The sequence below is a fragment of the Mesorhizobium sp. L103C105A0 genome, assembly GCF_000502215.1.
Classification (GTDB): Bacteria; Pseudomonadota; Alphaproteobacteria; order Rhizobiales; family Rhizobiaceae; genus Mesorhizobium.
The window spans coordinates 238,770-251,672 of sequence record NZ_AYXF01000005.1 but is presented as its reverse complement, the minus strand read 5'-3'; the positions used below and the strand labels follow the sequence as shown (position 1 = coordinate 251,672).

Annotated in this window: 14 protein-coding genes and 1 pseudogene; 7 read left to right on the top strand and 8 right to left on the bottom strand. The window is 64.1% G+C overall.

Going from position 1 to position 12,903, the window contains the following annotated elements; genetic code table 11:
• Window positions 1-12 precede the first annotated feature (12 nt).
• Window positions 13-1,167 (bottom strand): PA0069 family radical SAM protein, encoded by a 1,155-nt coding sequence (locus tag X727_RS147885; protein WP_023834490.1) that lies wholly within the window; start codon window positions 1,165-1,167, stop codon window positions 13-15.
• Window positions 1,168-1,317: 150 nt separating this feature from the next.
• Between X727_RS147885 and X727_RS147890 the strand changes: the two genes are divergently transcribed.
• Both X727_RS147890 and X727_RS147895 read left to right on the top strand, forming a co-directional pair.
• Window positions 1,318-1,821 (top strand): glycosyltransferase, encoded by a 504-nt coding sequence (locus X727_RS147890; protein ID WP_023684377.1) that lies wholly within the window; start codon window positions 1,318-1,320, stop codon window positions 1,819-1,821.
• A 252-nt stretch (window positions 1,822-2,073) separates the two neighbouring features.
• On the top strand, window positions 2,074-3,048 hold the full coding sequence (locus tag X727_RS147895) for a hypothetical protein (RefSeq protein ID WP_023745502.1): 975 nt from the start codon (window positions 2,074-2,076) through the stop codon (window positions 3,046-3,048).
• Here X727_RS147895 and X727_RS147900 read toward each other — a convergent pair.
• From X727_RS147900 to X727_RS147930, 7 genes are all read right to left on the bottom strand, one after another.
• Window positions 3,038-3,469, bottom strand: coding sequence for an aldehyde-activating protein (locus X727_RS147900; protein WP_023834489.1), 432 nt, complete (start codon window positions 3,467-3,469; stop codon window positions 3,038-3,040). The genes X727_RS147895 and X727_RS147900 overlap by 11 nt on opposite strands.
• A 126-nt stretch (window positions 3,470-3,595) precedes the next feature.
• Window positions 3,596-4,150, bottom strand: a complete 555-nt coding sequence (gene moaB / locus X727_RS147905; RefSeq protein WP_023729313.1) for a molybdenum cofactor biosynthesis protein B — start codon at window positions 4,148-4,150, stop codon at window positions 3,596-3,598.
• Window positions 4,137-5,030, bottom strand: a complete 894-nt coding sequence (locus tag X727_RS147910; RefSeq protein WP_023834488.1) for a 4-(cytidine 5'-diphospho)-2-C-methyl-D-erythritol kinase — start codon at window positions 5,028-5,030, stop codon at window positions 4,137-4,139. The genes moaB and X727_RS147910 overlap by 14 nt, the downstream gene beginning before the upstream one ends.
• Window positions 5,031-5,056: 26 nt before the next feature.
• Window positions 5,057-5,242 carry a membrane protein gene (locus tag X727_RS147915; RefSeq protein ID WP_023668475.1) on the bottom strand — a complete coding sequence of 62 codons (186 nt, stop codon included), beginning with the start codon at window positions 5,240-5,242 and terminating at the stop codon, window positions 5,057-5,059.
• Window positions 5,243-5,314: 72 nt separating this feature from the next.
• Entirely contained in the window at window positions 5,315-6,172 is an 858-nt protein-coding gene (locus X727_RS147920; protein ID WP_023834487.1) for a S49 family peptidase, read from the bottom strand.
• Between the two features lie 121 nt (window positions 6,173-6,293).
• Window positions 6,294-7,088 carry a tRNA1(Val) (adenine(37)-N6)-methyltransferase gene (locus X727_RS147925; protein WP_023696580.1) on the bottom strand — a complete coding sequence of 265 codons (795 nt, stop codon included), beginning with the start codon at window positions 7,086-7,088 and terminating at the stop codon, window positions 6,294-6,296.
• Complete coding sequence (locus tag X727_RS147930; RefSeq protein WP_023692106.1) at window positions 7,088-7,312, bottom strand: DUF2007 domain-containing protein; 225 nt, start codon at window positions 7,310-7,312, stop codon at window positions 7,088-7,090. The genes X727_RS147925 and X727_RS147930 overlap by 1 nt, the downstream gene beginning before the upstream one ends.
• A 221-nt stretch (window positions 7,313-7,533) precedes the next feature.
• Between X727_RS147930 and X727_RS147935 the strand changes: the two genes are divergently transcribed.
• The 5 genes and pseudogenes from X727_RS147935 (at window position 7,534) to X727_RS147955 (ending at window position 12,821) form a co-directional block, all read left to right on the top strand.
• The gene (locus X727_RS147935; protein WP_023668471.1) at window positions 7,534-8,550 is read left to right on the top strand and encodes a polyprenyl synthetase family protein; all 1,017 of its coding nucleotides are present in this window, start codon (window positions 7,534-7,536) and stop codon (window positions 8,548-8,550) included.
• An 87-nt stretch (window positions 8,551-8,637) separates the two neighbouring features.
• A pseudogene (locus X727_RS147940) lies at window positions 8,638-9,382 on the top strand (GntR family transcriptional regulator).
• A 352-nt stretch (window positions 9,383-9,734) separates the two neighbouring features.
• Window positions 9,735-10,325: a biotin transporter BioY gene (locus X727_RS147945; protein WP_023668469.1), complete on the top strand. Its 591-nt coding sequence runs from the start codon at window positions 9,735-9,737 to the stop codon at window positions 10,323-10,325.
• A gap of 112 nt (window positions 10,326-10,437) precedes the next feature.
• Window positions 10,438-10,854: a DUF1284 domain-containing protein gene (locus X727_RS147950; protein ID WP_023815234.1), complete on the top strand. Its 417-nt coding sequence runs from the start codon at window positions 10,438-10,440 to the stop codon at window positions 10,852-10,854.
• 191 nt (window positions 10,855-11,045) lie between these two features.
• Window positions 11,046-12,821 (top strand): tetratricopeptide repeat protein, encoded by a 1,776-nt coding sequence (locus X727_RS147955; protein ID WP_023709893.1) that lies wholly within the window; start codon window positions 11,046-11,048, stop codon window positions 12,819-12,821.
• Window positions 12,822-12,903 lie beyond the last annotated feature (82 nt).

Here is a 12,903-nt window from a genome sequence, read left to right as displayed (position 1 = left end):
CAGGCGCTACTCTCAGAGCAGCATCAGCTGCTCGGTCGCCTTGGCGGCGGCGACAAACTGGTCGGTTCGGAGCGTGCGCCGCTCGGCGTTGAGGCCGAGCCGCTTGGCCGTGATCTCGAAGCGCCGGCCGATCTGCCAGGCATAGGGGCCGGCGCCTTTCATCCGCTTGCCCCATTCCGAATCATAGTCCTTGCCGTCGCGCATCGAACGGATCAGCGACATCACGTGCCGGTAGCGGTCGGGATAGTGGCGCAGCAGCCAGTCCTTGAAGATCGGCGCCACCTCGAGCGGCAGGCGCAGGATGACATAGCCGGCCTCGCGGGCGCCTGCGGCGCGTGCCGAATCGAGGATACGCTCCATCTCCTGGTCGGTCAGGCCGGGAATGATCGGCGCCACCATGACAGAGGCCGGGATGCCGGCATCGGAAAGCTGCCGGATTGCCTCAAGCCGCTTGGTCGGCGTCGACGCGCGTGGCTCCATGGTGCGCGCCAGCATGCGGTCCATCGTCGTCACCGACAGCGCCACCTTGGCCAAGCCCCGTTCGGCCATGCGCGACAAGATGTCGATGTCGCGCGTCACCAGATGGGATTTGGTGACGATGCCGACCGGATGGCCGCGCGCCTCCAGCACTTCGAGGATCTCGCGCATAATCCGGTATTGTTTCTCGATCTGCTGGTAGGGATCGGTGTTGGTGCCGATCGCGATGGTGCGCGGCTGATAGCCATCCTTCGACAGTTCCTTGTCGAGCAGCCGCGCCGCATCCGGCTTGGCAAACAGCTTCGCTTCGAAATCCAGCCCCGGCGACAGGCCCATGAAGGAATGCGTCGGCCGGGCGAAACAATAGACGCAGCCATGCTCGCAGCCGCGATAGGGGTTGATCGAGCGGTCGAAGGAAATGTCGGGCGATTCGTTGCGGGTGATGATGGTGCGCGGCTTCTCGACCTGCACTTCGGTCTTGAACGGCGGCAATTCCTCCAGCGAATTCCAGCCGTCGTCGAACACATGCCGGCTGACCGGCTCGAACCGGCCGGACGGGTTGATGCCCGCGGAACGGCCGCGGTTGCGATCCGGACGGACGCGCATGCCGCTCTGTTCGATCATCGCATTGGCCATCTCGGCTCGCCCTGCTCCGAAAGCAGCAATGTCCGCACGCACGATATGTTCCATTTTGGCCCTTTCCCAAGGACTGTCGGCTGGCTGTCGAATCGCTCTGTTCATGAAAATAATCCTATTTCGCTGATGAGAACAAAGCAAGAACTTTTTCGTTGGGCCATGCAAAACTGGCGCTGCGCCGGGCTTTCCGCTATTCGGCTAAAAATGCTCAGCGTTCTCATCGAAACCCGGGATGACGAAGAAGGCCTTGCCCGCACGCTCGCCTCGTTGATCGGCGGCGCGGTCGAGGGCGTGGTGCGCGATGTCATCGTCTGCGACACCGGCTCGACCGACCAGACGCATCGGGTTGCCGATCATGCCGGCTGCCACTTCGTGGCCGGCGGCATTGCCGCGGGAATCAGGCAGGCGAAGGGTGACTGGCTGCTGTTTCTGGAACCCGGCGCAAGGCTGGCGGAGGGCTGGATCGACGACGTTGTCGCTCACACGGCGCGGCAAACCATGCCGGCGCGCTTTTCCCGTGCGCGCGGCAGCCGCACGCCGTTCCTGTCACGGGTGTTTTCGGGCAACCGGGCGCTGGCCGAAGGGCTGGTCATCAGCAAGCGCCAGGCCGCTGCCCTGTCGAAGAACGCGCACAGCGCCGAAGCCCTTGCGCGCGGTCTCGCCACCAGGCGGCTCGACGCCGAAATCTGGCTGGCGCCGAAGAAGTGATCTTTCTCCCTTTTCCCGTTCCCAGGGAGAAGGGTGCCCGAAGGGCGGATGAGGGGCAGCGTCGGCGCCTCATCCGCATTGGCACGGTCGCAGCACCATCCCTCTTTTTCGCCGCAAAAAGCTATTGTGCATTGCACAAAAGCTGACGCGGGATTAGCATTCCGTTGATGCGGGATATCGGGGCTTGGGTAGTGCCGGAGCGGTAAGCAAGCGCCGCGTCGTCGTTGCTGCCGTTCATATCTGAGGACCCCGATGAACCTTTCGTCCCCTGACAAATCCGGCGCCCCCAGTCTGGAAGCCATTGCCCGCAACGGCAGCCAGCTCCGCCGCATTGCGGTGCGTATCCCGACCTATCTGTCCGACCTGCGCGAAAATCCCGCATGGCTGCCGATGTTCGTGCTTGCCCGCACCATGCCGGCGCGCAAACTGCACTGGCTTGGCGCCAAAGCCGCGCGCCCCGCGCAGAGTGCCGGAGCGACGATGTTCAGGGGCGTCGACCTCAAGTCGATCGTCGCGGCGCTGCGCGCCGATGGCCTGTTCTCCGGACTGGTCCTTCCGCAGGCAATCCACGAAGAGATCGCCAGCTTTGCTCAGAGCACGCCGTGCTTCGGCAATTTCGACCGCCGGCTCGAATTCATGCCCGGAGAACACGCAGAAGCCGAGAAGCGGTTCGGCCGCTCTTTGCTCAGCGGCCACTATTTCGAGCGCATCCTCAGCTGCAAGGCAGCACTCGCCATCCAAAACGATCCGCTGCTGCTCGACATCGCCCAGCACTATCTGGGCGGGCAGGCAAAGCTGATCACCACGCGTGTCTGGTGGAGCTTTCCGACCGGCGAGGCTTCCGACGCCGACAAGAACCTTGCCTCGCTCGGCAAATATCATTTCGATCTCGACGACTGGCGGATGCTGAAATTCTTCTTCTATCTCAAGCCCTGCGATGCCGGCACCGGCCCGCATGTCTATGTCAAAGGCAGCCACAACAGGCGCAGCCTCAAGCACCAGTTGACGCTGCTGGTCGGCCATCCGGCGCAAGACGTGCTCAAGGTCTATGGCGACGACAGCCCGGTCACGCTGACCGGCGAGGCCGGCCTCGGCTTCGTCGAGGACCCGTTCGGCTTCCACATGGGCACCGTGCCGTCCACCACGCCACGGCTGATGATGGAGGTCGGCTTCGGCGTCTCGCCGCCCTCGCGCCGCCGCTTCCACGGCGAACCGGTCATCCGCTGAGGCCGGAGCGGATCTCGACCGGCATCCAGCGCGCTTGCCGCCGGGCAATGCGACCCTCTTTGTTCTCGGCATCATAGTCCATTGGGACCGGCTCGCGGTTGAACCGCGGCCGGTCATCCAGCGCATTGACGATGACGATCGCTCTCGGTTCGCCGTCGGTGGTCACAGCAGCGACATAGACGCCGCAGTCCCGGCAGATGAGATAATCGGCGGTGCGCAATCCGAACCGGTATCGGTGCAGCCGGGCCTCGTCCTCGGCCGCGACGATCAATCGCCCCTGCGGATCGGCGGCGGCGCGTGAGCCATGCCGGACGCAGAAGGCGCATTGGCAGGCGCGGATCTCCATCTCGGACGGCTCAATTCCGGTTTCGAAGGTCAGGTGGATGTTGCCGCAATGGCAGCCGCCGCGGTGCGCGCTCATTGGATCTCTTCCGTCTTGACTTGGCGACAGACTATCCGCCCGACGACCCGGAGGAAATGACCTCTCGAAGGCGCAGCCGCCATTCTGCCTGACAAAGGCAGCACTTGGCCGGCACTTTGCCTTGGTTTACGAGGCGGCCTTGCCGCGCCGCAAATGCTCGTCCAGGCGCGGCATGATCTCGACGAAGTTGCAGGGCATGTGGCGGTAGTCGAGCTGCGGTTTCAGGATGCCGTCCCAGGCGTCCTTGCAGGCGCCGGGCGAGCCCGGCAGCACGAAGACGAAGGTGGCGTTGACGACGCCGCCCGTCGCTCGGCTCTGCACTGTCGAGGTGCCGATCTTGTCGTAGGAAATGCGGTGGAACACTTCGGAAAAGCCATCCATGCGCTTCTCGAAGATCGGCTCCAGCGCCTCCGGCGTCACGTCGCGGCCGGTAAAACCGGTGCCGCCGGTGGTGATGACGACATCGATGTCTTCGTCGCGCGACCAGCCCAGCACCTTGTCGCGGATTTTCTCCCGGTCGTCGGTGACGATGTCGCGCGCGGCCAGGACATGGCCGGCCTCGGCGATGCGATCAGCCAGCGTCTGGCCGGATTTGTCGTCGGCAAGGCTGCGCGTATCGGACACCGTCAGCACCGCGATGCGCACCGGGATGAACGGCCGGCTCTCGTCAATTTTGGCCATCGGCCCCCTCCGAAGCGATGCTTCGTGTCGCGGCGACAAACCACTCCGGTTCGCGACTGCGGATCTCGGCGGCGGCGCGCTTGGCGACATTGCCGGTCTCGAACAGCCCGAAGCATGTCGCGCCGGATCCCGACATGCGCGAGAATCCAGATCCGGCCCTGTTCAGCAGGGAAAGCGCTCTGCCGATGGGCGGCTGTATTGCTTGCGCCGGTTCCTCAAGATCGTTGCGGGTGATCTCCAGCCAATTGCGGACGCCGTGGAAATCGAAACCGCGCGGCAGCGGCGGCAATCCCTCATTGTCGCGTTTCTCAAGTGCGTTGAACACATCAGGCGTCGAGACGGCGACGCCGGGATTGACCAGCACCAAGGCCAGCGCAGGAAAATCCGCAATTGGCGACAGCTCATCGCCAACGCCACGCGCAACCAGCGGTTTTGCCGCAAGACACATCGGCACGTCGGCGCCGAGCGTGAGACCGATCCGGCTCAGTTCGGCCTCGCCGATGTCGAGCCCCCAGGTCCGGACAAGACCCTGCAATACCGCCGCCGCGTCGCTCGAGCCGCCGCCGACGCCGGATGCGATCGGCAGGTTCTTTTCCAGCCGGATGGCAACCGGCGGCGTGCTCTGCTGGCCGGCCTGCCTGCGCAGCGCCTCGCGCGCCTTCACCACCAGATTGCTGTCGTCGATCGGCACGGAAGTCGCGTAACGGCCCGATACGGAGAACCGGTCGGCGTCGGCAGGCTCGATCTCGACCCTGTCGCCGAAGCGGGTGAAAACGACCAGGCTCTCGAGCAGATGGTAGCCGTCGGCGCGCTTGCCGGTGACGTGCAGCGCCAGATTTATCTTGGCGGGCGCAAGCCACGTCCGGGCTGCGGCATCCAAACTGTCGGCTGCTGACGGGATGATGATCAGTCCTTGGCCAGGCGGTATTCGCCGGTCTTGGGATCCTGGACCAGCGTGCCGTTGGTGCCGTTGGCTGCCTGCTTTTCGGTGCGCCGCACCTTGGCGGTCACACGTTCGGCCTCGCGGACGAAGGTGCGGTAGCCGAAATAAGCGGCTGCGCCGACAACTGCGAAGAAAATGATCTGTGGCATTTCAAAGCTCCTCCCTCGCAAGGCGGCAAGGCAGACTGTCAAGCCCTCATGCTAGACGCTTTCCCTGCTTTTTCAAAGCCCGAAGCGCGCCCACAATGCGCGCTCTTCCGCCGCATCGATCACGCCGCTTGCGGCGGCGGCGGCAATATCGGGCGCCGAAACGTTCGAGCCGAACAGGCCGATGCGGCCAAACAGGCCACGCGGCGCGGTGACCAGCCTGAGCTGGGTTTTCGCGCCGAAGCGGGTTTTCAGTACCGTGCGCATGTCGCTCAACGCATCGACGAGGCCAAGCTCCAGCCCTTTCTTGCCGGTCCAGAACAGGCCGGTGAACAGGTCCGGATCGTCCTTCAGCTTGGTGCCACGGCGTTCCCTGACCAGGTCGATGAAGGTCTCGTGCACTTCCAGCTGCAGCGCCTTCAGGCGCTCGACGTCTTCCCTCTTCTCCGGCTTGAACGGGTCGAGCACCGCCTTGTTCTGGCCGGCGGTGTGGACACGGCGCTCGACACCGATCTTCTTCATCAGTTCGGGAAAGCCGAACGAGGCCGAGACGACACCAATCGAACCGACGATGGAGGACGGATCGGCAAAGATCTCGTCGCCGGCGACCGCGATCATGTAGCCGCCCGAGGCCGCCACATCCTCGACGAAGACCAGCACCTTCTTGTTCTTCTCGACCGCGAGGTCACGGATGCGCTTGAAGATCAGCCGCGACTGCACCGGCGAGCCGCCAGGCGAATTGATCGAAATGGCGACGGCGGGCGCATCGAACAGGAACGCCTTTTCGATGAGGGCGGCGGTGGACGCCAAGGACAGGCTCGGCCGGAACGGGCCGCCGCCGGCCATGATGGTGCCATGCAGCCTGATGACGGGAATGGTGACGACGCTGGATCGCCAGGATTTCGGCAGCAGGCGGTTGAAAAGGCGTTTCACGAGGTGGCTGTCTCCAAATGGCTTCAACGCATGTAGGGATTTGCGGGTCAACGGCAATGCTGCAATCCATCTCAGCCAACTGTGTGCCGGTTTTGCGGCAACGACACTGACGGGCCCAAAATCAATCGCCAAACAGCGACGCCAGTCCGTTGTTGATCATCTCGGTTCGTTCCGACGGGCCGTCGCCCGTTTGCCCATGCAGCATCAAAGGCGGGCGGATCGACAGCTTGCCGCGCGCGCCGAGCGCTGCCCTAACGACAATGCGGATTGCGGCTGCTTCCGGGCGCGGATGCACGGCCAGCATCTCGGCGTCGCCGAAGCGGCCCGACAGCGCATCGAGGAGGTCGCCAAGCTGTTCCGGCCGCGCAATGACGGCCAGGCCCCCGCGCGGCTTGGCGACGGCAGCCGCACTCCGGATCCAGCTTTCGAACAGCCCGTCGTCCATGACATGCGCCTGCCGCCGCAGCGGATCTGGCGTGGCGCGGTCTTGCGCCGCGTTGAAGGGCGGGTTCATGATGACGAAATCGAAGGAATTGTCGGCGAGGCCGGCTTGCGTCCGCGCCCGGCCTGACAGCGTGACGTCGGCGGTCAGCACCGAGGCGCGATTGCCGAGATGCGCATTGCCGGGATGGGCGAGCGTGGTTGTGGCGAAGCCTGCCATCTCGGCCGACCGTTCGACGAGCACGACCTGCGCCTCTGGGCAGCGCGACAGCACGGCGAGACCCGCCGCACCGGCGCCGGCGCCGAAATCGGCGAGGCGTCCAGAAAAACCGGATGAAACTGCTGCCGCCAGCATCATGGCATCCATCCCGGCGCGATGCCCTGTCCTGGGCTGGACCAGCCAGAAGCGGCCGCGATGGAAGGCATCGACCGTATGGGCCGGCGTATCGCTGGTAAGCGCGCTCGCTTCAGCCATTATGTCTGGCGGATTTCGTTCTCGATGCCGGCGTCTTTCAAGATGCGCCGCGCCTGATCGGCCTGGTCGGCATCGACCATCACGCGCTTCTGCAAAAGACCGATCGACCCTTCGAGAATGCTCATGTTCTGGTCGGCGACGAAGCAGGCGATCCCGGCATCGCGCATCAGCGATTCGACGAAGGAGATGATCACGGCATCGTTGGTGCGCACGAGTTCTATCATCGGACGAAGTTCGCAGGTTGCAGCGTTGATGTAAACGCCGGAGCATGGCGCCGAAAAGTGTGGAGCGGTTTCCGGGCAAGGGCATGCGGTCGCTAAGGTTGACACGCCGTCACCGCAGCCGCGCCAATTCGCCTCTTGCCGTGCCCGTATGTGCCGCCCTAGAGTCCCAGGCGGGACCAGGGTGCCGTCGCACGCGTGATCAAAGACGGGAGTGTTTGTTGGTGGGTGTCGTTCTCAACATCGAAAACGGGAAGCGGGAACCCGCCTCCATCAAGGATCTCATCGACCTGACAGCAGCCGATATGGGGCGCGTCAACAAACTGATCCTGTCCAAGGCCGGCTCCGACGTCGAGATGATCCCGGAGGTCGCCAATCATCTGATCTCGTCGGGCGGCAAAAGGCTGCGTCCCATGCTGACGCTCGCGGCGGCCCAGATGTTCGGCTATTCCGGCGAGGGCCACGTCAAGCTCGCCACCGCGGTCGAGTTCATGCACACCGCCACGCTGCTCCACGACGACGTCGTCGACGAGAGCGGCATGCGGCGCGGCAAAAAGACTGCCCGCATGATCTGGGGCAACCAGGCGAGCGTGCTGGTCGGCGATTTCCTGCTCGGCCAGGCTTTTCGCATGATGGTCGATGTCGGTTCGCTGGAAGCGCTCGATATCCTGTCCAGTGCCGCCTCGATTATTGCCGAGGGCGAGGTGATGCAGCTGGCCGCCGCCAAGAACCTGGATACCACCGAGGACGAGCATTTCGCCGTCATCAAGGCCAAGACTGCGGCGCTGTTCTCGGCTGCCGCCGAGGTCGGTCCGGTCATCGCATCGGCGACGCGCAACGATCGCGCCGCATTGCGCTCCTACGGCATGAATCTCGGCCTTGCCTTCCAGCTCATCGACGATGCGCTGGATTATGGCGGCTCCAGCCAGGAGCTGGGCAAGAATGTCGGCGACGATTTCCGCGAAGGCAAGGTTACGCTGCCGGTCATCCTCGCCTACCGGCGCGGCACCAAGGCCGAGCGCACCTTCTGGAAGCGCGCCATCGAGGACAATGTCACCGACGATGCCGGACTGGAAAAGGCGATCGGCCTGATGACCCGCCATGGCGCCATTGCCGACACCATCGGCCGCGCCCGCCATTTCGGCGAGATCGCCCGCGATGCGCTGGCACCGCTGGAGGCGACGCCGCAGAAATCGGCGCTCATCGACGTCATCGACTTCTGCATCAGCCGGGTGAACTGACCCGCGCCTGGCGCCAAAGCAAGTTTGCACGCAAAATCGGGCAATCACCGCTCGACAATCGGCAGCAGTGCAAATTATCTATAAAACATGGCAAAGACCGCAGACGACACCATCGCCGTGCGCATCAGCAAGGTGCTGGCGGATCGCATCATATCGGGCGCGATCGAACCCGGCGCCCGGCTGCGGCAGGATCACATCGCCGAGGAATTCCAGACCAGCCATGTCCCGGTGCGCGAAGCCTTCCGGCGCCTGGAGGCGCAAGGGCTGGCGGTCAGTGAGCCCAGGCGGGGCGTGCGCGTCGCCGCTTTCGATCTCGGCGAGGTAAGGGAAGTCGCCGAAATGCGGGCAGCCCTCGAAGTGCTGGCGCTGCGCCATGCCGCGCCGCATCTGACGGCTTCCATTCTCAACCTTGCCGAAGAAGCCACAAAGGCCGGCGACAAATCCCGCGATGTCCGCTCTTGGGAGGAGGCCAACCGCACCTTCCACCGGCTGATCCTGGCGCCCTGCGGCATGCCGCGGCTCATCGCCACCATCGACGATTTGCACGCCGCAAGCGCCCGCTTCCTGTTCGCCGCCTGGCGCTCGGAATGGGAAATCCGCACCGACCAGGATCATCGCGCGATCCTGAGCGCGCTGCGGCAAGGCAACACCGAATCGGCCGCCGCCACGCTTGGCCGGCACGTTCAGTGGATCGGCCAGNCTGAGCGCGCTGCGGCAAGGCAACACCGAATCGGCCGCCGCCACGCTTGGCCGGCACGTTCAGTGGATCGGCCAGAAACCGGTCAAGACCGCGTCGGGCAAGATGCGCGAAGCGTTTGCCATCGTCGGGTAGGGACGAAGGGACAAGTCGTCGGATTCCGCGCGTAGCGATCCTTCACACCCCCCTCTGTCCTGCCGGACATCTCCCCCGCAAGGGGGGAGATCAACAGCTTTGCCGTTGCGTTAGTCCTGCAACGTCGGCCATTGGCGAAAGCAAAGGCGACATCCGATCTCCCCACTTGCGGGGGAGATGGCCGGCAGGCCAGAGGGGGGTGCTGTCCCGCCAGCCTTTCCAAATGTCCTTTATTCGACACGCAAGCCCAAGCCTTTTTAGGGGTGAGGGTTGCCATTCCCGCGCAAATATGGATTCGATAATAGATCGAACAACAAAATTATCTATAATTTCAAACCAGCTAGGAAGCACCATGACCTACATCGCCTTTTCGCCGTCCAAGCCGTCCTTCAGCCCGTTGCGCCTGCAAACCCGCTCGCATAGCTGGCAGGCCGCGGCCGTCGCCCTCGGTACGCTGTTTCTGGCGCTGTTGTCCCAGATCGAGGTGCCGATGGTGCCGGTGCCGGTCACCATGCAGACCTTCGCCGTGACGCTGGTCGGCGCACTTTATGGCTGGCGGCTTGGCGCCATGACCATCATCGCCTGGCTCGCCGAGGGCGCCGTGGGCTTTCCTGTCCTGTCCGGAGGGGCAGCGGGCGCGTCGTATTTCGTCGGGGCAACGGGCGGTTATCTCTTCGCCTTCCCGGTCGTCGGCGCGCTGGTCGGCTGGCTGGCCGAACGCGGCTGGAACGGCAACCGCGTGCTGCTCGCCTTCGCCGGCATGGTCCTCGGCAACCTCGCCTGCCTGGTTCTCGGCACGGCCTGGCTCGCCGTCATGATCGGCCTCGAACAGGCCATCACCTTCGGCTTCTTGCCCTTCCTCGTCGGCGGCCTGCTGAAATCGGCGCTCGGCGCCGCGACGCTCAAGCTGTTTTCCGGTAAGGCGGACCCGGCAGGAGCATGATCCCGAAAAGTGGAGTCCGGCTTTCGGAAGAGATCATGCTCAAACAAAAAGATGGAGCCCCATCCCGATATCTTCGGGATGGAACAGGCTCCGCAACCGCGTCCTAAGACCGATGACCGTCAGGCTGCGCTCCCACCATCTGCTTTGCCTGCTGACCTATGTCGGCAAGGGCTACAGCGCAGCCTTCGTCGCCAACTATGACGTGATCGCGAAACGTCTGGGCCGGGGCGAGGATATTCTGATCGTCTCCGGCCCCGACGACATCTGTCGGCCGCTGCTCGGCGAGGCCGAGCCCCACTGCTTGCGCGAAAGCGCCGCAGGCCGGGACGAGCTGGCAGCACGCGATGTCGGCAAGCTGCTGGCCCGGCCCATCGAGGCGGGCGTCCGTCTCAGCCTCGACGCGGCAACGCTTGCCGCCTTGCGCGCGGCCTTTTCAGCCGGCGTGACGCGTGAGGCCTGCCAGGGTTGCGAGTGGGCCGGCCTGTGCAGCACGATAGCGGCACGCGGATATCGCGATGTCAGGCTGTAGCTCCCAACCCCGATCTGCTATTGTCGGAACCGACAGTGTCTGCGTCGCCATGGTTTGTTAATCGGGTGACCCGATTGTGAATTCGGCCCGGATTGAAGCCTGACCCCAAAAAGGCCATGCTTTGTCAGGAAACATCGAGTCTATGGCTTCTCCGCGCCGACGCGGGATGGCGCTTGGCTGAAAGGGATACGATGCGGCAAGGACGTGCGCGCTGGCTCGCGGGGCTGGCAATTGTGGCAGGAATGGCGATTTCTCCGCTGCCTGCCTACGCCAAGGAATCGACCGGCCCGGTCAAGATCACCTCCTTCTCGGGCGCCTATCTCGCCGCCCGCATCGCCGAAGGCGACAACGACCTCGACAATGCCATCGCTTATTACAAGCAGGCGCTCGCCTTCAATCCCGGCGACACCTCGCTGCAGCAAAGCTTGATGCTGTCGCTGATCGCGCAAGGCCGCTTCGAGGAATCGCTGGTCTATGCCGACAAGCTCAAGGCAGTTCCCGACGTCGAGCGCTTCTCGCGTCTGGCTCTGGCGGTCGATTCCTTCCACAAGAAGGATTTCACCAAGGCGCAGTACTGGCTCAAGCTGTCGCTCGAATCCGATCTCGACCGGCTGATTTCCGGCGTCATGTCCGGCTGGGCACAAGAGGGCGCCGGCGACCCCACCGGGGCGATGGCCTCGATCGACAAACTGCAGGGGCCTGACTGGTTCGGCCTGTTCAAGTCCTTCCACCGCGCGCTGATCGCCGATGCCGCAGGCCTGTCGGACAAGGCCGACGCGCTTTATGACGCGACCCTGACCGACGTCACGGCCGGCGGTGCCGCGCCCGAGACATGGATGCGCAACGCCCAGGCCTACGCGTCTTTCCTGGCGCGCAAGGGAAACAAGAACAAGGCGCTCTACGTGCTCGACAAGGCCGAGGCGTTCGCGCCCGGCAAGCTCGACATCCAGGCGCTTCGCGACAGGATCAGCAAGGGCGACAAGATCGAGCCCTTCGTCGCCAGTCCCTCCGAAGGCGCCGCTGAAATCCTGCTCGACCTCGCCATCGCGCTCAATCGCGGCGGCGGCGAGCCGTTCGTGCGCCTCTATCTGCAATATGCGCTCGCGCTCAAGCCCGACAGCGACGCCGCTTTGGTGCAGCTTGCCGCCGTTGCGGAGCAGCTGAAGGACGGCGAAGGCGCCATTGCGCTCTATAGCCGCATTCCAGCCTCCTCGCCGCTGAAGGAGCTTTCCGACCTGCAGCTCGGCCTCAACCTTGCCGATCTCAACCGTCACGACGAGGCTATCGCCCACCTCAAAGCATTCGTCGAAGCTCACCCCGATGACATGCGCGCCTATCTGGCGCTGGGCGGGGTCTATGCCTCGAAGGAGGATTTCCGCTCCGCCGCCACTCTCTACGACAAGGCGGTCGCGGTGCTGAAGACGCCGACCAATGCCAACTGGAACATCTACTATCAGCGCGGCATCGCCTATGAGCGGCTGAAGGAATGGCCCAAGGCCGAACCGAACTTCCTCAAGGCGCTGGAACTGTTCCCCGACCAGCCGCAGGTGCTGAACTATCTCGGCTATTCCTGGGTCGACATGAACATGAACCTCAAGGAAGGCCTGGCGATGATCCAGAAGGCCGTCGACCTCAGGCCGAGCGACGGCTACATCGTCGATTCGCTGGGCTGGGCCTATTTCCGCATGGGCCGGTTCGACGACGCCGTGCGCGAAATGGAGCGCGCCGTGTCGCTCAAGCCGGAAGATCCGGTGCTCAACGACCATCTCGGCGATGCCTATTGGCGCGTCGGCCGCAAGCTCGAAGCCACTTTCCAGTGGAACCAGGCGCGCGACCTGAAGCCGGATCCCGATGTGCTTGCCATTTTGCAGCAGAAGCTGATGAAGGGCCTGCCGCCGATCGAATCCAACACGGCGCAGGAAACCCCGAAAGTCAAGCCGGCCACCCCGCCAGCGCCGAAAGGGTGATCGGGCCATACTTCTGATGAAACGGGGCTCGCTGAGCCCCGTTTTTGTTTCGGCTTGGCGTCTTAGAGCAATTCCAGGAAAA